The organism is Enterococcus sp. E5-37, assembly GCF_035726925.1.
GTDB classification, from domain to species: Bacteria; Bacillota; Bacilli; order Lactobacillales; family Enterococcaceae; genus Enterococcus_B; species Enterococcus_B faecium.
On record NZ_JAPMLG010000006.1, the window covers coordinates 87,386 to 107,966 of the forward strand.

General features: G+C 37.4%; 18 protein-coding genes. 17 read left to right on the top strand and 1 reads right to left on the bottom strand.

Features of this window, described 5'->3' with window-relative positions; all coding sequences use genetic code 11:
• Positions 1 to 80 precede the first annotated feature (80 nt).
• Positions 81 to 521, bottom strand: coding sequence for a flavodoxin (locus tag OS138_RS06735; RefSeq protein ID WP_002327156.1), 441 nt, complete (start codon positions 519 to 521; stop codon positions 81 to 83).
• 157 nt (positions 522 to 678) lie between these two features.
• Here OS138_RS06735 and map point away from each other — a divergent pair, with 157 nt between their 5' ends.
• The 17 genes from map (at position 679) to OS138_RS06820 (ending at position 20,574) form a co-directional block, all read left to right on the top strand.
• Positions 679 to 1,443: a type I methionyl aminopeptidase gene (map, locus tag OS138_RS06740; RefSeq protein WP_002292891.1), complete on the top strand. Its 765-nt coding sequence runs from the start codon at positions 679 to 681 to the stop codon at positions 1,441 to 1,443.
• A 31-nt stretch (positions 1,444 to 1,474) separates the two neighbouring features.
• Positions 1,475 to 2,398: a YihY/virulence factor BrkB family protein gene (locus tag OS138_RS06745; protein WP_002286461.1), complete on the top strand. Its 924-nt coding sequence runs from the start codon at positions 1,475 to 1,477 to the stop codon at positions 2,396 to 2,398.
• A gap of 75 nt (positions 2,399 to 2,473) precedes the next feature.
• Positions 2,474 to 3,613: an MraY family glycosyltransferase gene (locus OS138_RS06750; protein ID WP_002286457.1), complete on the top strand. Its 1,140-nt coding sequence runs from the start codon at positions 2,474 to 2,476 to the stop codon at positions 3,611 to 3,613.
• Positions 3,606 to 4,406, top strand: coding sequence for a glycosyltransferase (locus OS138_RS06755; RefSeq protein ID WP_104884956.1), 801 nt, complete (start codon positions 3,606 to 3,608; stop codon positions 4,404 to 4,406). The genes OS138_RS06750 and OS138_RS06755 overlap by 8 nt, the downstream gene beginning before the upstream one ends.
• A complete protein-coding gene (locus OS138_RS06760) occupies positions 4,406 to 5,233 on the top strand; it encodes a glycosyltransferase (RefSeq protein WP_325069874.1) in 828 nt (275 codons plus the stop codon). Before OS138_RS06755 ends, OS138_RS06760 begins: the two co-directional genes overlap by 1 nt.
• 4 nt (positions 5,234 to 5,237) lie before the next feature.
• Positions 5,238 to 5,945 carry a glycosyltransferase family 2 protein gene (locus OS138_RS06765; RefSeq protein WP_002286451.1) on the top strand — a complete coding sequence of 236 codons (708 nt, stop codon included), beginning with the start codon at positions 5,238 to 5,240 and terminating at the stop codon, positions 5,943 to 5,945.
• 99 nt (positions 5,946 to 6,044) lie between these two features.
• Complete coding sequence (gene rfbA, locus OS138_RS06770; RefSeq protein WP_104884958.1) at positions 6,045 to 6,911, top strand: glucose-1-phosphate thymidylyltransferase RfbA; 867 nt, start codon at positions 6,045 to 6,047, stop codon at positions 6,909 to 6,911.
• A gap of 13 nt (positions 6,912 to 6,924) precedes the next feature.
• Positions 6,925 to 7,497, top strand: coding sequence for a dTDP-4-dehydrorhamnose 3,5-epimerase (rfbC, locus tag OS138_RS06775; protein ID WP_002286442.1), 573 nt, complete (start codon positions 6,925 to 6,927; stop codon positions 7,495 to 7,497).
• 21 nt (positions 7,498 to 7,518) lie between these two features.
• A complete protein-coding gene (gene rfbB, locus OS138_RS06780; RefSeq protein WP_002294532.1) occupies positions 7,519 to 8,547 on the top strand; it encodes a dTDP-glucose 4,6-dehydratase in 1,029 nt (342 codons plus the stop codon).
• Positions 8,548 to 8,644: 97 nt separating this feature from the next.
• Positions 8,645 to 9,496, top strand: a complete 852-nt coding sequence (rfbD, locus tag OS138_RS06785; protein ID WP_002294531.1) for a dTDP-4-dehydrorhamnose reductase — start codon at positions 8,645 to 8,647, stop codon at positions 9,494 to 9,496.
• 34 nt (positions 9,497 to 9,530) lie between these two features.
• Positions 9,531 to 11,564, top strand: a complete 2,034-nt coding sequence (locus OS138_RS06790; protein ID WP_104884959.1) for a DUF7657 domain-containing protein — start codon at positions 9,531 to 9,533, stop codon at positions 11,562 to 11,564.
• 43 nt (positions 11,565 to 11,607) lie between these two features.
• Positions 11,608 to 12,888, top strand: coding sequence for an EpaQ family protein (locus tag OS138_RS06795; protein ID WP_104884960.1), 1,281 nt, complete (start codon positions 11,608 to 11,610; stop codon positions 12,886 to 12,888).
• Positions 12,889 to 13,097: 209 nt separating this feature from the next.
• Positions 13,098 to 13,904 carry an ABC transporter permease gene (locus tag OS138_RS06800; protein ID WP_002289081.1) on the top strand — a complete coding sequence of 269 codons (807 nt, stop codon included), beginning with the start codon at positions 13,098 to 13,100 and terminating at the stop codon, positions 13,902 to 13,904.
• A gap of 11 nt (positions 13,905 to 13,915) precedes the next feature.
• Positions 13,916 to 15,136 carry an ABC transporter ATP-binding protein gene (locus OS138_RS06805; RefSeq protein ID WP_002289079.1) on the top strand — a complete coding sequence of 407 codons (1,221 nt, stop codon included), beginning with the start codon at positions 13,916 to 13,918 and terminating at the stop codon, positions 15,134 to 15,136.
• On the top strand, positions 15,126 to 16,712 hold the full coding sequence (locus tag OS138_RS06810) for a class I SAM-dependent methyltransferase (protein WP_104884961.1): 1,587 nt from the start codon (positions 15,126 to 15,128) through the stop codon (positions 16,710 to 16,712). Before OS138_RS06805 ends, OS138_RS06810 begins: the two co-directional genes overlap by 11 nt.
• A 38-nt stretch (positions 16,713 to 16,750) precedes the next feature.
• The gene (locus OS138_RS06815) at positions 16,751 to 18,889 is read left to right on the top strand and encodes a glycosyltransferase family 2 protein (protein WP_104884962.1); all 2,139 of its coding nucleotides are present in this window, start codon (positions 16,751 to 16,753) and stop codon (positions 18,887 to 18,889) included.
• 293 nt (positions 18,890 to 19,182) lie between these two features.
• The gene (locus OS138_RS06820; protein WP_104884934.1) at positions 19,183 to 20,574 is read left to right on the top strand and encodes a sugar transferase; all 1,392 of its coding nucleotides are present in this window, start codon (positions 19,183 to 19,185) and stop codon (positions 20,572 to 20,574) included.
• Positions 20,575 to 20,581: the final 7 nt, after the last annotated feature.

Below are 20,581 nucleotides of genomic sequence, written 5' to 3' on the forward strand. Positions count from 1 at the left end.
AAGAACTCTTCCATGAATGCAATGAATAAAAGAGCCGTACAGATTGAATAAATCTGGATGGCTCTTTTATTGCAAGTATATTAAATTTTTGCGACTAGTTCTTTAGCGAAAGCTTCTAAATTTTCGATATCTTCTTCTTCAGCATTCAGATCCACTTTAACATTTTCGGCTCCTTTTGATGCACCTGTTTTTGCAAAAGCAGTATCGAAATCATCCACCGATTTGCAGAATTCATCGTAAAAAGTATCACCAGATCCGCAGACGCCGTATATTTTCCCCGATAGATCCAATTCTTGCAAGTCTTCATAAAAGTCTACGATCTCATCAGGCAAATCACCATCATCGTATGTATAAGTAGCTACTACGCAAATATCTGCCTCCTCGAATTCATCTGCATCTACTTGGGTACATTCGTTGATTTCGACTTCGATATCCAGATTTTCAAATGCTTCTGCAACAATATCGGCGATTTCTTCAGTGTTTCCTGTCATGCTAGCATATACGATTTTTGCTAAAGCCATGATGTGCCTCCTCGTTTATAATTATTTAACAATTATGAATTATACCAAAACATCATTGAAAAGAAAATAAAACCTAGAGACAACTGGGAAATGTCATTTGGCTAAATGTATGCCGCTATGTTAAAATGAGAGGGATTTGTAAAAAGGAGACGAAAATATGATTACTTTAAAATCAGCACGTGAAATTGAAATGATGGCAGAATCTGGAGCTTTATTGGCAGATGTACATAAAAATCTGCGTGATTTTATAAAACCAGGGATCACAAGTTGGGATATTGAGGTATTTGTCAGAAACTATATCGAGAGTCATGGCGGAATCGCTGCGCAAATTGGCTTTGAAGGATATGAATATGCGACTTGTATCAGTATAAATGATGAAATTTGTCATGGATTCCCTCGTAAAAAACCTTTGAAAAGCGGTGATTTGGTAAAAGTCGATATGTGTATCGATTTGAAAGGCGGCATTTCTGATTCTTGTTGGGCCTATGTAGTTGGAGAATCTACACCTGAGATCGACCGATTGATGGAAGTAACGAAGAAAGCTTTGTACATCGGTATTGAGCAAGCACAAGTGGGGAATCGGATTGGTGACATCGGTCATGCTATCCAAACTTATGTAGAAGGCGAAAATCTAGCGATCGTTCGTGATTTTATTGGTCATGGCGTTGGTCCTACGATTCATGAAGAACCAGCAGTTCCTCATTACGGAGAAGCTGGAAAAGGGTTGCGGTTGAAAGAAGGCATGGTTATCACGATCGAACCTATGGTTAATACCGGAACTTGGAAAATGAAAATGGATCCTAACGGCTGGACTGCTTATACAAGAGATGGCGGACTTTCTTGCCAATATGAACATACATTGGCTATTACTAAAGATGGTCCAAGAATCTTGACATCACAAGGAGAAGAAGGCACTTATTGATCTAGCCAGTCAATAGGTACGGGAGAGGTACATGAAAGTTTGGAACAAAATAAAACAAAATGAAAATCTGATGCGCTTTATTGAGACGACTCAAAAGCGCATCACTGATTCAGAAATGAGTACGACCTCTGTCGTCGTTGCTTATTATTTACTCTTGTCTTTATTTCCATTGATTATTGCTTTTGGTAATATTTTACCGTTTCTCCACATCGATCAAGAGACTGTACTGACCTATTTACGAGAAGTGATTCCTGAGACCGTTTACCAGTTTATCGGTCCTGCAATCAAAGACCTTTTGACACAAAGTTCAGGAGGCTTGTTATCCGTTTCTGCATTAGCGGCTTTATGGTCTGCAAGTCAAAGTATCAATGCTTTGCAAATTGCGATGAATAAAGCGTATGGCGTAGAAAATAGAAAAAATTTTTTGATCGTCCGTTTCTTCTCACTAATTGTCATTGTCTTGTTCATGATTGCTATTAGTGGGGTAACTATCGTTCTTGGGTTGGGACAGCTGATTTTGGATGCTATTCAGCCAATCGTACAAATACCCGTGAACTTTATCGATCAGTTCCAAACTTTGAAGTGGCCAATCACATTGGTAGCTTTATTTGTCATCATGTTCTTGATTTATTTAATTGTCCCTAATGCTCAGTTGAAGTTGAAGACGATCATTCCGGGCACGATCTTCGCTACTGTCGGCTGGATGCTGTTATCACAAGTGTTTAGTATCTATGCTAGGTATTTTGCAACGAGGATTAGCGGTTACCAGATCATAGGAAGTTTTATTGTACTCATGCTTTGGCTTAATTTTGCTGCTACGATCATCATTTTGGGCGGAATCATCAATGCAGTTGTTCAAGAATACGTGACGGGTCATCAAATCAAAAAACGTCGAGATCCAAGCCGAAAATGGTTCAATAAATTGAAAACTAAATTTTCTCATAAAAAAAAGTAGAAACAAGAGTTCTTATTGTAAATTTATATCAGTAATTTATAATAATTATGACTCTTAATTAAAGTAGGTGCCCATATGCTTGTTTCTTTTAGTATGGTTATAAGATTTTTTCTGACAATTTTATTATCACTGATATTAACACCTGTATTCAAAATCATTTCAGTACAAACAGGTATGGTCGACAAACCAAATGAAAGAAGAATAAATAAAGTTCCAATGCCTTCAGCGGGCGGACTGCCTATCTTTATTTCATTTGTTATATCGACTTTATTCTTATTCCGTAAAATTATCCCTCAATCGTATATTGTACCGATCTTGATTGCTTCTTTAGTAATCATAGTCACAGGAGTGCTCGATGATAAATATGAGCTGACACCTAAACAAAAAAGTATAGGGATCTTGATTGCTTCTCTTATTATTTATTTTGTAGCAGATATACGTATTGATTCCTTCACGCTTCCTTTTATTGGATATATCCAACTAGGCTGGCTTAGTTTTCCCGTAACGATTTTTTGGATCTTCGGTATCACGAATGCGGTCAATCTGATTGACGGTTTGGATGGGCTGGCGGCAGGGATTTCATTGATCGGTTTAATTACGATAGGAATCATTGGATATTTTTTTCTTCATGCTTCTACAGTGTATATTCCAGTTGTTATTTTCTGTCTTGTAGCAAGTATTATCGGTTTTTTTCCTTACAATTTTTATCCGGCAAAGATTTATTTAGGCGATACAGGAGCTCTATTCCTAGGGTTTATGATGGCCGTCCTTTCACTACAAGGGCTGAAGAACGTGACTTTTGTTTCATCGATTTCTTTGCTGATCGTCATGGGAGTGCCGGTAACAGACACGTTTTTTGCTATCATTAGGAGAAAAGCAAACCGTGTTTCTTTTTCTACAGCAGATAAAAAACATCTTCATCACCGACTAATCAGTTTAGGCTTTACTCATAAAGGTGCTGTCCTGACGATTTATGCGATGGCTTTGATGTTTTCTTTCACAGCTATGGTCATGAATTATACTGGAAGAATCGGAACGATCATATTGATTATTGCCATGTTGTTTGCTGCAATTTTATTATTTGAATTGATTGGTCTGATCAATGAGAAACATCAGTTTATTTTAAAAACATTGCGATTTTTAGGGAATAAAGAGTACCGTACGCAAGTAAAACAGAAATATTTGAAGAAATGGAACCGTCATATAGATGAATAACAAATTAAACCAGCCGATCCTTATTAGTATTGTGACGGCAAACAGTGATAAAATTTTTCGGACACTAGATAATTTTATTTCAACTGTAAAAGATGAAACAGCAATAAAAATCCGAATTTTTGACAACAATTCACTTCCCGAGTACAAAAAAAGACTAACAGAGTATAGGAAATATCCCTACATCGATATCTATTTTCATGATGAAAATTCCGGATTTGGTTATGGACATAATCACAATCTGATAGCTAGCGATTCTCGCTATGGCATTATTTGTAACCCAGATATTTTAGTGGATGAAGAGACAGTTACAGCATTGGTCTTGTTATTGAAAGAACATCCGGAATGTGCGATGTTAGCACCTAAGATTCTTAATGAAGATGGAACAACTCAGCACCTCATACGTGAGCAGCTGGCTGTTTTTGATTACGTTTTGCGCTTTGTGCCTTTCAAATGGGTCAAAAAAAAGTTTGACAAACGACTGGCTGTGTTTGAATGCCGAGGATTGCCTACTGATGCTAATAGTTATGTACGGATGATCTCAGGTAGTTTTATGGTAGCTGATATTGATAAATTTAAAGAGATAAAGGGGTTTGATGAGCGTTTCTTCATGTACTTTGAAGACAACGACTTGTGTTTGAGTTTTGAAAAAGCAGGTTACAAGTTATTGTACACACCCTTTTATGCAGTTATCCATTTTTACGGGAAGGGTGCGCATCGAAATGCAAAACTGTTTCGCGTGTTTTTGACTTCTATGATGAAATTTTTCAATAAGTGGGGGTGGCGTTTTTTCTGATGAAACCAGAAATATTAGTAGTCGTTGTGCTTTATCAGCAACTATTCAGTCAATCTCCAGCTTATGGACCATTAAGCAAAGCACTTATCGAAAAGCAAATTCAGCTTATTATTTACGATAATAGTCCTCAAAGGCAGCAAAATGAGATGTTTGAAAAAGAAAATATCGTTTACCATCATGATCCGCAAAATCCTGGTTTAGCGGTGGCTTATAATTTTGCGTTGTCTCAAGCAGATGAAGGAACACGTTGTCTCGTCACTCTGGATCAGGATACGAGGCTAGTCGACGATTATTTTGAACTATTGCGTAAAGTAACCTTTACAGATGAATGTGCTGCTGCAGTTCCGATGATTTTTTCTGGGAGCCGACAAGTTTCTCCCCTATATTCAGATCGTTATATCAATCGTACAGCTCAAGCAGTAGAAGTTGAAGGCCCAACAGCTGAACGAATCATGGCAATCAATTCAGGTGTTGCCTGGTCTGTCAAATTTCTAAAAAAGATTGGCGGGTTTAATCCTGCTTTTTCTTTAGATTTTTTGGATCATTGGCTGTTTTGGAAAGTGGATCAGTTGGAAAAAACTGTGGAGATCCTTCCTGTACGAATGGAACATGATCTTTCGGTTTTAGACTATGAAAAAGTTTCAAGTAATCGATACCGTTCTATTTTACAAGCAGAAAATCGATTTTATCATGAATATGATCAAAGGCATTTATCCAGTCACCGACGACAATTATTGTTAAGAACAGCTAAACAGTTCTTGACCGTCAAAAACCGGCATATCTGGCGGATGACTTTGCGCTCATATGTTAAGAATTGGAAGGTGTGAATTCGTGCGTTCGGTTTGTATAGCTACCTTTAATGGAGGCAGATATTTAAGAGAGCAGTTAGATAGTATTTTATCTCAGCTTTCAGCAGAAGATGAAGTAGTCATTTCTGATGATGGGTCAGTAGATGATACATGGGATATATTAACTGAATACGCAGAAAAAGATAAGCGAATCCAGCTTTTTTCGGGGCCTCGTCAAGGATTGATCGCTAATTTTGGTTATGCGATCCAGCAGACGAAAGGAGATCTAATCTTTTTGGCAGACCAAGATGATGTTTGGTTGGAGACAAAAGTGAAAAAGATCACTGACTATTTTGAGCAGAATCCGGATCAGCTAGTAGTAGTTTCTGATTTGATCATTGTGGACAGCGAGCTGCAAGAGATCCATGATTCGTATTTTTCGTTTCGAAATTCCAAAGAAGGATGGCTTAATAATGTGATAAGAAGTCACTATATTGGTGCTGGTATGGCTTTCCGGTCTTCTTTAAAACCCGATATTTTGCCGATCCCGTCAGAAGTGCCGATGCATGATATGTGGATTGGTTTACTGGGAGGAAAGAAGACTGGGTTCCTAAGAGAACCGTTAACTCTGTACCGAAGACATGATTTAAACGCGAGTGAGATTGAAACACATTCTAAATTACGGCAAAAAATTTCTTGGCGTGTTCATCTGATTACGGCGTTGATCAAACGAAAATGGTTTAAACGTTGATAAAAGATGTTTAAATCCTTAATATTTCCATGACAAATATAACAATTGATGAGATAATAACAAAGTGAAATTTGAAATCAAAAAGGAGAGCATATATCCATGAAGGGAATCATTCTTGCTGGGGGCAGCGGAACACGTCTGTACCCTTTAACAAAGGCAACATCGAAACAATTGATGCCGATTTATGACAAACCAATGATTTATTATCCAATGTCTACTCTGATGTTGGCGGGAATCAAAGAAATTCTGATTATTTCAACGCCACAAGATACACCACGTTTCAAGGAATTATTTGGAAACGGAAATGATTTAGGACTGCAGATCGAATATGCAGTACAAGAAAGTCCAGATGGATTGGCACAAGCGTTTATCATTGGAGAAAAATTTATTGGAGATGATAGTGTCTGCTTGGTATTAGGGGACAATATTTACTATGGTGGCGGTCTGTCTAAAATGTTGCAACGAGCAGCTTCAAAAGATACAGGCGCGACAGTATTTGGCTATCATGTCAATGATCCAGAACGCTTTGGTGTAGTAGAATTTGATGAGAATATGCAAGCTTTGTCGATTGAAGAAAAGCCTGCTCAGCCAAAATCAAATTACGCTGTAACTGGCCTTTATTTTTATGACAATGAGGTAATTTCGATCGCTAAAGGTATCAAACCTTCAGAACGTGGAGAACTAGAGATTACGGATGTCAATAAAGCATATTTGGATAAAGGAAAACTATCCGTAGAACTTATGGGACGCGGATTTGCTTGGCTTGATACAGGAACACATGAATCATTGCTTGAAGCATCTACCTTTATCGAAACAATTGAAAAACGTCAGAACTTAAAAGTGGCTTGTTTGGAAGAAATTGCTTACCGTATGGGCTACATCGATAAGGAACAATTGCTGGCCCTTGCACAGCCATTGAAAAAAAATCAATACGGTCAATATTTATTGAATTTGGCCGCTGAATAAGGAGTCCTTACAGATGAAAGTAACAGATACAAAATTAACAGATGTCAAAATCGTAGAAATGGACGTCTTTGGCGATCATCGCGGTTTCTTCACAGAAAGTTATTCAAAAGCAAAATTTGCAGAACATGGATTGAAATATGACTTTGTTCAAGACAACCATTCACTATCAGCTGAAGCTGGTGTCCTTCGGGGGCTTCATTTCCAAAAAGGAGAAGCTGCACAGACAAAATTGATTCGGGTAGTCACTGGAGCAGTTTTAGATGTAGTAGTGGATATCCGCAAAGGTAGCCCGACTTATGGTCAATGGGACGGATTTATCTTATCTGAACATAATCATCGACAGTTGCTTGTACCTAAAGGATATGCCCATGGATTCGTTACTTTGACACCAAATGTGAACTTCCTTTATAAGTGTGATAATTACTATAATGCAGAAGCAGATGGGGGCATCGCATTTGATGATCCAGATTTAGCGATTGATTGGCCAATTGATCCATCAAGAGCGATTATGTCGGAAAAAGATCACCGTCATCCGACATTAAAAGAATTTGAAGCAGAAAATCCATTTGTTTACGGAGAAATCTAAGAATTAAGGAGAAATTTTCTTATGAAAAACATCATTGTTACCGGAGGTGCCGGATTCATCGGCTCTAATTTCGTTCATTACGTGGTAAACAATCATCCAGAAGTGCATGTCACTGTTTTGGATAAACTAACTTATGCAGGAAACAAAGAGAACTTGGCTGGACTTCCTAGCGATCGCGTAGAATTGGTCGTAGGAGATGTTGCAGATGCAGAATTAGTGGACCGTCTAGTAAAAGAAGCGGACGCAGTTGTTCATTACGCGGCAGAATCCCATAACGATAATTCATTAAAAGATCCTTTCCCATTTGTACAAACGAATATCATTGGTACGTATACACTTTTAGAAGCTTGCCGCAAGTATGATGTACGCTATCATCACGTATCTACTGACGAGGTTTACGGCGATCTTCCATTACGTGAAGACCTGCCAGGACATGGGGAAGGCGAAGGAGAAAAATTCACTGCGGAAACACCATATAATCCTTCAAGTCCATATTCTTCTACAAAAGCTGGTTCAGATCTGTTAGTAAAAGCATGGGTGCGTTCTTTTGGCTTACGTGCAACCATTTCAAACTGTTCAAACAACTATGGTCCTTATCAGCATATTGAAAAATTTATTCCTCGCCAAGTAACGAATATCTTAAGCGGTATTCGTCCAAAATTATATGGCGAAGGAAAGAATGTTCGTGACTGGATCCATACAAATGATCATTCTTCAGCAGTGTGGCTGATTTTGACGAAAGGCAGAATTGGGGAAACCTATCTTATCGGTGCAGACGGTGAAGAAGATAATAAGACCGTGATGGAATTGATCTTAGAAATGATGGGTCAACCAAAAGATGCGTACGACCATGTAAACGACCGTGCAGGACACGACTTGCGTTATGCAATCGATTCGACAAAATTACGGGAAGAGTTAGGATGGAAGCCTGAGTTTACGAACTTCCGTGATGGGTTGGCTGACACGATCAAATGGTACGAAGAACATGAAGATTGGTGGAAAAAAGAAAAAGAGGCCGTTGAAGCAGCATATGCCAAAAATGGACAATAATACAGAGAAAATGTCACTGTATTAATGGAAAAACACATGTGAGGCAGGCGCTCGCCTGTCTCTTTTTTAAAATAAAAATTAAGGAGCGGATAATCATATGTTTTTATTAACTGGAGGAAATGGGCAACTAGGTACAGAATTGCGCCATTTATTAGATGAAAAAAATCTGCCATATGTTTCAACAGATGCAAAAGACTTGGATATCACAGATGCCGAGAAAACAATGGCTTACATCACAGAATTAAAACCTGATGTTATTTTCCATTGTGCAGCTTACACAGCAGTAGATAAAGCAGAAGAAGAAGCAAAAGAATTAGATGAGAAGATCAATGTTGATGGTACAAGAAATGTAGCACTTGCAGCAAAAGCTGTGAATGCTCAATTCGTCTATATCAGTACAGACTATGTTTTCGATGGAAAAAACAAAAATGTAGAATACGAAGTAGACGACCAAACGAATCCACTAAATGAATATGGTCGTACGAAATTATTAGGCGAAAAAGCAGTAGAAGAGATTTTAGAAGACTATTATATCATACGAACTTCTTGGGTTTTCGGGATCTATGGACACAATTTCGTCTTCACGATGCAACGCCTAGCGGAAACCCGCGACAAACTGACTGTAGTAAATGACCAGTTTGGGCGACCAACTTGGACACGTACTTTGGCAGAATTTATGGTATATGTCATCGAAGAAAAAGCACCATTTGGTATTTATCATTTGTCGAACGAAAATAGCTGTTCTTGGTATGAATTCGCAAAAGAAATATTGAAAGATACAGATGTAGAAGTTGCACCTGTTACGTCAGAAGAATTTCCGCAAAAAGCAACACGTCCGCAGTATTCAGTCATGAGCCTGAAAAAGACAGAAGCGTTAGGATTTGTCATACCAACTTGGCAAGAAGCACTTGCGCAAATGCTGGAAGCTGCCAAAAAAATGAATAAGTAATTTCCTTTTTATCAAATAGAATTTGGAGCATGATATGGAAAAACAAACAAGAAGTGCACGACGAAAAGAAAAGCCAAAAGCGAACCAGGCAGATTCGAATTTGGTGCTTGACCTGTTTCTAAAACTCCGCTATCTTATTGGCGTTTTAGTCATCGTGGTCATCGTTACTTTTAATTTAAACGGAAGTTCACTTGGTGTTTGGGATAAATATGTGTCGCAAAGAGACGATGGGAAAAAAACTGATGTGATTTTTGGACAGAATCGGGAAGTGCGGTCAGACGAATGGCTGGTGCAGACACCTTTTTACCTCTCACAAGCTGAAGAGGACTTTCCGTTGGTGAACGAGGATTATTCATTAAACGGACAAAACATGATCATTGCGTATAATTCTCCTGTAAAGGATATTACGGTTATCGGAAAACCATTCAACTGGGGATTCTTTTTCCTCGGAAGAGATCGAGGACTTTCCTTTTATTGGGCGATGAAATTAGTCGTCATGGTCTTGCTTGGATTCGAAGTACTGATGATATTAACGAAGAGAAAAAAAGCTCTATCGCTAATCGGTGCATTTGCGCTGACATTTTCTCCAGCAGTCCAGTGGTGGTTCATGCAACATGTGGGCGATTTGATTTTCTTTACTTTGGGACTGATGACTGCTTTTTATCATTATTTCTACAATCATGATAAAAAATGGCTACGAACGTTGATGATGCTTTTGGTGGTTATTTTCGGTATTGGGTTTATTTTAGTGATTTACCCAGCCCATCAAGTGATGCTGGCGTACTTGCTGATTTTTTATTTTGTTGGCCTGCTTATTTACTACAGCAAGAAAGTTTCATGGGATCTGTTGGATGTAGTGTTGATTGGAGGGGCAGTTTTATTTATTGGCGGAGTCATGGTTCATTTCTGGCTAACGTCAAAAGACGCATTGTTAGCTTCTTTGAATACCTTATATCCAGGAAAACGGGTAAGTACTGGAGGAAAGTGGACGATTGGCGAATTTTTTTCTTTCCTTACAAATTGGAAAATTCCTTTTGAAGATATTAACTATTCGAATAACTCTGAAGTGGCCCTGTTCTATCACTTTTTTCCAACTGTATTCCTAGCAAGTCCATTTGTGTTATTTGGCAAAAAAGATAGCGAACAAAAGTTACTGGGACGTATTTTGATGATTTTTTGTCTGTTTTCTATCTTTTGGATTACCGTTGGGTTGCCAAAATGGCTAGCAGAAATCACTCTGCTGTCTTATGTTCCTCCATTAAGAGCCATCCTTACTTTTAGTTTTGCGGCTTGTTTATTATCGATCTGGTTTATCGCTTATATTTGGAGAGAAGATGTTATTCCTATTTGGTATAAATTCATTTTGTTGGCAGTAAATGCATGGTCTTATTTCTATGCGATTACGCATTCGAAAATGGATAATTATTTTTCGGATTTTGAAACCATCGCAGTTGCTGTGTTGGGAACAGTGATTTTAGCTTTTGCATTATTTGGCTGGAGACGCTTGTTTTACCTCGCTTTTGCCGCCTTAGTTATCGTATCTGGCTTTTTCGTCAATCCAGTCGTAGAAGGTACAGGAGCGATTTTTGAAAAAACACTGGCAAAAGAAATCCAAAAAATCGATCAACAAGATCCTGGTAAAGTTTGGTTGTCTGAAGATGAATTATATAACTTCACCCCAACATTGGGAGTGAAATCCTTCAATACAGTACGCTTTTATCCAGATATAGCTGCATGGAAGAAAATCGATCCGAAAGAAGAATACGAGAAGTATTATAATCGGTATGCTCATACAAGAGCTTTTATCGCTAAGGAAGACACAAAGTTCATTTTAGATCGTCCAGATATGTTTTCGGTCACGTTGAATTTTGAAGACGCAAAAAAATTAGGGATCGACTATGTGATCAGTAAACGACCATTAACTGATTACAACCAATTATATGAAGCGCAGTTCACGCAGCTATATGGACCGGATAAAGACGGTTATATGATTTTTAAAGTAGAATATCCGGATTATCCAGATGTACCACAAACACAAACTCAGGAAAATCAGCTAGTCGTACAGTAATAGGCTAGCTGAGAATAATCCTGAAATATTAGTAGAAAGGAGAGTGGAGATAATTCAAGCAATCGTACAAAAATTTGTCAACAAAATGAGTGTCGGTTTCTTGCTTTTGTTGCTGACGCTAGTCTTTTTTGTTTGGACAGCGGGGTTAGGTTTTCCAGCAACTTTGTTTATATATAACAATAGTTCATTACTTATCGCTTTTAGTGTGACTATTTTGCTCATTTTAAATATTTATAAAGCAAAAGGTGCCGATTTTCTTTATCTAGGTATTGCGCTTGCCCTTTTCATTTTCTTTTCTTACTTTCGGGAATTAAGAAATGAGTCTTTATTTGGTGATTTGCTGTTTCCTTTGATTATTTTATTTTGTTTAGTAATTAAATGGATCGAGTGGACAAAATGGGATCGCGGTATTTATCTGATTGTCTTTTCGGTCTTTCTTGGAATCACTTTATATCGTGTATTTACAGAGATCCAAGTACCAAAAGGACAAAGTATCTGGGCTCCGGGTAATACACTTTCTGATATTTGGATCAATACGAATACAATCGGAAGTTCTTTGATGACTCTTGCTTTATTGATCAGTGGATTTGCCAGTTCTTTTGAACGATGGTATGTTCGAATCATCGGTGGGATAGCAGTCGTTGCAGCCTTTTTAGGTATTTGGGTCTGCCAATCAAGAGGCGCATTAGTCGCGTTGCTTGTTTTTGCGATATTGGATCTTTTACCTAAATCATTGATGCGTGTCATTCGTGCACCGTTTATTGCCTATACGGCTACGATTCTTTTGGCTTTACCGATTTCTTATCTAGCCGCTGTTTCCGAAAAAGTCAATTTGTTTACCGGTCGAGAAGATATTTGGCATAAATTCTATCAGACGCTAGGAGAAAAATCTGAGCAAGTTTTACTAGGTATGAAAACATTCATCTTCCAACGAGGAAACCAATTTTTAGGAAACCACAATAGTTATAATTCTATTTTGAATATCTATGGATTGATAGGATTTGGGATTGCTGCTTTGCTGCTTATCCTTTTTATTGGTCGCTTAACGTTGAAAGCAGATTTATCCAACGGGCAGGTGACTTTTATCTGGGCCTTTTTTGCGGTGATGATGCAGTCATTTATGGAGGATACATTGACTTCATACCCATGGGTTCCGATTATTTATATCCTGTTGGCTATGTCCGTTCATCGTTATGATGAACCAGAAGTTGCGGAGGAATTCTATGTTATGGAAGAGGCATATGACGATATGACTCATGATGATACATCTTATGAGGAACAACCAGATAGCGCTCATTCTTCCAGGATCCAACGCTATCATTGATAGGCACAAAATACGAGAGAGGCTGTGACAACCGTCGCAGTCTTTTTTGGTTTATTGCAATTGTCTAGCATCTTCTGTAAAATAGAAACGTTAGAGAAAATCTTGTATCTTAGAAAATTAAGAAAGAAATAAGAACGCAGCTCGGTACCAAAAATATGGTAAAATGGCACTTGACTGTAATTCACTGAAAATCGCTTGGAGGAACACAAATGTTTAAAGATTTGTATTTATTTATGAAGGACATTTATCAGAACAGAAAATTACTGCTACAGTTTTCGATCAATGACTTCAAATCAAGATATGCAGGATCGTTTTTAGGAATCTTATGGGCGTTTATCAATCCGCTATTTACTGTATTGATTTATTGGCTGGTATTTGGTGTTGGACTGAAAGCACAAATGATCGATGCAAAATACCCATTTATCGTATATTTAGTTACCGGGATGATTCCCTGGTTCTTCTTCTCAGATGCATTTGCATCAACTACGGTTGTTTTTCGGGAATATACTTATTTAGTAAAGAAAGTCGTATTCAATATTCGTATCTTGCCCACGACGAAAATCCTATCCAATCTGTACACCCATTTATTCTTCATTCTGATTGGCATAGCTGTCGCACTTATAAATGGTATATATCCTTCAGCCATGTCTTTACAGCTGATTTATTATTTATTTTGCATGTGTGCTTTCTTGACAGGATTGACTTGGCTGACAGCATCCATCCAACCATTTTTACCAGACATCATGCAATTGATTACGATCGTTTTGCAGTTGATCATGTGGACATTACCGATATTATGGAGTCCTAATCAATTTGATTCAGGTCTTGTAAGCATATTGAAATTAAATCCGCTGTACTATGTTGTTCAAGGTTATCGTGAGTCATTTTTAAGTGAAGCTTGGTTCTGGGAGCATGGAACATATACTTTGTATTTCTGGGTTTTCACGTTAGTAATGTTCGTAATCGGCTCTGCAGTGTTCCGTAGATTGAAACCACATTTTTCAGATGTGCTGTAAGGAGAATAGCTATGACAGAATATGCAATTAGACTAAAAGATATCACAAAATCTTATAATATGTACGCAAAACCTTCGGATCGATTTCGTGAAGCACTTAATCCTTTTAAGAAATCCTATCATGATGTATTTTATGCGTTGAAAAACGTGAATGTAGAAATAAAAAAAGGTGAGATGATCGGTTTCGTGGGAGAAAACGGATCGGGAAAATCTACAATGTTGAAAATCATTACGGGAGTACTGACACCAACATCCGGCACGATGGAAATCGAAGGAAAAATCTCAGCTTTGCTAGAACTAGGATCAGGATTCAATCCTGAGTATTCTGGCTATGAAAATATCTATTTAAATGGAATGGTTCTAGGATTTTCAAGAGAAGAAGTCGATGAAATGGTCGATGATATCATTGAATTTGCTGATATTGGCGACCATATTTATCAACCTGTAAAAACCTATTCAAGTGGGATGTTCGTTCGTCTAGCTTTTGCTGTAGCGATCAATGTGAATCCTGATATTTTGATTGTGGATGAAGCATTGGCAGTAGGAGATCTTGAATTCCAACTGAAATGTATGGAAAAATTTACAGAAATTAAGAACTCGGGAAAAACGATTTTATTCGTTTCTCATGATATTAGTTCGATTCGCCGTTTTTGTGATCGTTCCTATTGGTTGAAAAATGGAGAAGTTGTCGAATATGGTGATACGATGGAAGTAACGACGAATTACGAAAACTTTTTGAAGAAAAAATCAGTTAAAACAGTAGATCGAAATAAAAACCAAGTAGAACGCTTCGCAGCTCCAGATATCGTAGACGTGACGAAAGCCGAATTGTTGGATAAAGATAAAAATCCAGTGGATATGCTGGAACAAGGAGAAAAACTATACGTTAAAGTAACCTATGAAGTAAAAGACGATACAATAAAAAATCCAGTTTTAGGAATTGCTCTGCGTACAGTCGACAATTTTTATGTGTGTGGACTCAATACTCTACTAGATGGTATCAAGATCCCTTGGAAAAAAGGTGAGAATATCTTTTATCTGGAGTATGAAAAGTTAGGTTTGTTAGCTGGTGAATATTATTTTGACGTTGCGGTCTTTGAAGAAAATGCAACGGTTCCTTTGGTATACAAGACAAAATACATGAACTTGTTTGTCAGCGGTTCTTATATCGGAGAAGGCATCGTGGTCTTAGACCATAAATGGGAAGAAGGGACTCATAGCAATGAAATATGATTTTGAAATGGACCTAGATGAACAAAGCAGTGTGGGAAAAATTGCCGCACAGATCAAACCAGGAAGTAAAGTTTTAGAGTTTGGTCCTGGAAACGGCCGATTAACGAAACATTTGATCGGAGCAAAACAATGTGAAGTGAGCATTGTCGAGCTAGATAAGGAATTGTTCGATTTTGTCAGCGAGTTTGCCCAAGATGGATTTTATGGAGATATCGAAAGTTTTGAATGGGCAAACTATTATGCTGGACAAACATTTGATTACGTTTTGTTTGCCGATGTTTTAGAACATTTGGTAGATCCTGGAAAAACGTTGAAGAAAGTTAGAAAATTTTTGAATGAAGAAGGAGAGATCCTGATTACATTCCCTAACTTGGCGCATAATTCTGTCATGATTGATTTGTTCAATAATCAATTGCCATGGGCTTCTTATGGTTTGCTAGATGAAACCCATAATTCTTTTTATACTCATGATGGCTTCCAAAAAGTTTTTGAAAAAGCAGGATTATACATCAATATTGAAGATTATTTGTACTTAGCTGTAGGTGATACAGAATTAAAATCAACTTATGAAGAATTGCCGGAAGCTGTACGTTATGATTTCAAAATGCGACCATTTGGCGAAGTCTACCAATACTTTTTCTCATTGATGAAACATCCAGTAGCACAAAGTTCCATTGCGCAGCCGCAAAATTCTAATTATGTGAAAGTATTAGAAGTAATCCAGCAAACGAAACAAGATGAAATAATTCAACAAATACCATTCAATAATTTCACAGGGGAAAATGAGACACTAAGTTTCCATGTATCAGAATTAGCAGAACGAATGGTGTTTCGCTTCGCGCAGCAACCTAGCTTTATCGAATTCAGCGCGGAAGCTGCTGGAGAAAAACTCACATTTATCAATTCAAATGCTGTAGTCAAAACAGTAAATGATTGTTATTTGTTTGATGGTAAAGATTTACCAGAGTTCTTTTTAACGGATATTGCAGGGAAAGAAGTGACTATCCATTGTCACTATCGTTTTATCGGAGAATTGACACCAACAATGAAAGAATTGCTGGAAACGATCCGTCCAATGGCTGAAGTTACAAAGCAGCTTTCTGAGAAAAATGATGAATTAGAAAGAGAAAATCATCATTTTATTGAGAATAATACAAGATTAGATCAGACGTTGAAAACAACCATAAATCGCTATTGCACGTTGTTGGAAAGTGATGAATGGACAATCAAACATAGATTAGGGCGACGTAAGAAAGAAACATCGAAAAAAATCCAAGAAAAAGAGCTTTCTCTATGTATTGACGAAAAAATCTGGGATGCAGAAACAAAGATATTGAAAATCATCGGGTGGGGAATCGCTAATTCGGATCGCCAACCATTGTCCTATAAGTTATCAGCCGACCAATCACCATTTTTTGAAGCAATTCCTGTTTTTCGAGAAGAAGTCAATCAAGCAAAACAGCTAGCTGAAGGAGCAAAAGCAGGATTTGAACTGCGGATCCTTTGCGAGAAGGAACGTTCATTCTTAGTGGAAGCAGTGGCTCAAAATGGTCAATCATGGATCATTGAAATGTAAATAATGATTAACTTATAAAGATAAGGAGTAAACGAATCGTGCAAAAAAAAGAAATTGCCGTATTTATCGATCAAATCACTCGTGAACGGGCCACTGGCGATTTGCTTATTGTGGGCTGGGCAATTGATGAAGTGACCAAAGAAATCCCTACGATAAAGGTAGAAAAAGAAAATGTGATTGCTGAAGCAACACATGTCGTAAGATTGGATATCAATCATTTATATAATCTTGATGTTAAGACCCAAAGCGGTTTTAAGGTACGTTTATCAGGGAAAATGAGAGGAAAAGCAATCTTAGACTTCCAAACAGCAAGACATCAAAATGGCATAGCTGTGAAATTAAACGGTAAATATCCTTATGATGACGGCATTGAATCTTCATGGGAAAGAAAAAAAAGATTACTGAAAAAAGGGATAAATTATGCAAGGACTCATGGCGTAAAAAAAGCAATCCGCCGGGTCAAACTGGAATTGAAACCAGGATCGATCGACTATGCAGAGTGGATCAGTCGTCATGAGAAACCTGATCTGAAAGAGCAAAGGAAAGAAGTACAAGGATTTGCCTACCGCCCATTGATTTCCATACTTATGCCTGTCTATAACGTTGAAATCAAATGGCTCGAAAAATGCATTGATTCGGTACTTGATCAAACGTATGATCACTGGGAACTATGTATCAGTGATGATGCTTCTACTGATCCAGCTATCCGAAAGTGTCTGGAATTCTATCAAGCAAAAGATGATAGAATCAAAGTCGTTTTCCGACAAGAAAATGGACACATCAGTCTGGCAACTAATTCTGCATTGGAAATGGCAGAAGGAGAGTTTATAGCGCTCTTAGATAATGATGACGAATTACCCCCATTTGCATTATATGAAGTGGCAAAAGTGCTAAACGTACATCCAGAACTGGATTTGATCTACAGTGACGAAGATAAAATCGATGCAGATGGGAATCGCTTTGACCCGCACTTCAAAGCAGACTGGTCTCCCGATACATTGATGGGAAATAATTATATCTCTCACTTAGGCGTATATCGGACAAGGATTGTTAAAGAACTTGGCGGTTTCCGTAAAGGATATGAAGGCTCTCAAGATTATGATTTGGTTCTTCGTGTGACAGAACAAATTCCTGCAGAACACATTTACCACATTGACCGTGTCTTGTATCACTGGCGGACGATCCCGGGATCAACTGCAAGTAATGGAGAAGCTAAAAGCTACATCTATGATTCTGGAGTGAAAGCATTGACAGATGCTCTATCTAGAAGAAATATCAAGGGAAGCGTACATCCTGGCAGAATTTCTGGTTTTTATGAAATCACTTATGATGTTTTGCAAGAAGACTTGGTCAGTGTGATCATTCCAACTAAGAATGGCTATGAAGATCTAAAAACTTGTGTGGATTCGATCATCGAAAAAACGTCTTATCCAAATTATGAAATCATTATTGCAGATAATGGAAGTACAGATCCTAAAATGCAAGAATTATTTGCAGAATACAAGCATCAGCTGAAAGACCGATTTATCGTCGAATTAATTGACATTCCATTCAATTATTCACGTATCAACAATCTGGCAGCGAAAAAAGCAAACGGCAAATACTTTTTATTCTTGAATAACGATACAGAAGTGATTGAACCTGACTGGATGACAGCGATGGTTTCTTATGCACAGTTTGATCGAATCGGCTGTGTAGGAGCAAAATTATTTTATCCGGATGATACAACGCAGCATGCAGGTGTATTATTAGGGATCGGTGGTGTTGCAGGACATGCATTGAATAACTATGATCGAACACATTGTGGTTACTTTGGCCGATTGGTGATCGATGTCAATTACTTAGCAGTCACTGCAGCCTGCATGATGGTCAAAGCAATTGATTTCAATGCTGTTAACGGGTTTGATGAAACATTAGAAGTAGCATTCAACGATGTTGACTTATGCTTGAAAGTTTATGAGCTAGGTCGTTACAATGTCTATGCACATCAGGCAGAATTGTACCATTTCGAATCTAAATCAAGAGGTTATGAAGATACACCAGAAAAACAAAGACGTTTTGCTGGGGAAATCAAAAAAATGCAAGATAAGTGGCCTTCTTATATTGCTCATGACCCATTTTATAACGATAATCTAACTAAAGAAGGAATCGGCGATTTTTCGTTGAGACCTGATTGATTAAAAGAACTGTATTTTCATTAATAAAAATGAAAATACAGTTCTTTTAATTTAATTATATGAATATTGTAACTTGTGAATAAGGAATTAGCAGGAGAATACTAGTTCAGCATAAAGGAAGTGATGGGACTTCTGTGACAACTTGCTGTTATGCAGAAATACACATATAAACAGACAATAGTCGCTTTTCCCCGTTTCTTTTAATTTCCTTTACAATTTGGTTATTCACTAGGTTTTTAAACTTTGCTATGGTAAGATGATAGAGGCATTATTTTATGGTTAGGAGTGTATATATGAATAAAAATGGGGAGTGGAATGCGGCACGCAGAATATTCATTATTCTTATGGATGTACTTGTATTAAATGTGTCGATCTATCTTAGTTTTTTGCTGAAATTCCAGGGAGAAGTACCAGTGAGAAACTTAGAGACCTTTCAGCATTCAGCAATTTTTATTTCCATCATCTTTATTGCGTTGAATATTTTGTTAGGGGCTTATGTATTCTATAACCGAATGATCAGCGATATTGTCTTCATTACTGTTATTGGACAAGTACTAATGGCATTGGGGATCATGGTAGTTACTTTTGCTGGCCGATGGTTTGCATTTCCGCGTGGCGTCATTTTGATCTCGTTTATCCTAGGTACGATATTACTTAGTGTTTACCGGATAGTTGTTTACAAACTGTACTTAAGAGTCAGTCGTGATAAGAAAGTCCTTATCGTAGGTTTGGAGAAAGATGTCGCACCAGCTATCCAAAATTTTCAATCTAAGAAAAACAATAAACATAAGGTTGAGGCAGTGGCAATCGATAATTATTACGAAAACACAAAAAAATTGATCGATGATATGGATATCGTCTATTTGGCTTCTAAAATCCCAGAAGATGAAAAAATCAACATTTATCAATTAGTGACTAAAAAAGAGAAAAAGTTATTTTTAAATACGACTTTTGAGAATCTGACAATGATAAATCCGAATATTATGAATTTTGAAGATGAAAGCATCATTGAAGCTTCTGGTTTCAGAATCCAACCAGAATACGAACTATTTAAGCGTCTCTTTGACATCATCGTTTCGCTTATTTTACTGATCCTCGCCTCACCTTTTATGCTAATCACAGCGATTTTGGTAAAAACAACTTCACCTGGACCAATCATCTATAAACAAGTACGTATTACGAAAAATCAAAAGGAATTTTCAATCTATAAATTCCGTTCCATGAGTGCGACAGCTGAAGCAAAATCAGGACCAGTCTTGGCTAAAAGTAACGATGCACGTGTGACACCAGTAGGTAAATTTATCCGTGCCGTACGTTTTGACGAATTACCTCAAATCTTTAATGTATTGAAAGGCGATATGTCGATTGTCGGTCCAAGGCCAGAAAGACCATTTTTCGTTGATCAGTTCAATGAAGAAAATCCTTATTATTATCTAAGACACAATGTACGTGCGGGAATTACCGGATATGCACAAGTATATGGAAAATATGTATCAGATTATAACAGCAAACTACGTTTTGATTTGTTGTATATCAAAAAATATTCATTACTATTAGATTTGAAGATCTTACTTCAAACAATCAAAATCTTATTTGATAAGATGTCATCTCAAGGACTAGATGAAGATGAAAATATTAGTTCATTAGCAGAAATCGACTTTTCACAAGAGAAAATTTATCGCTAGGCTGGAG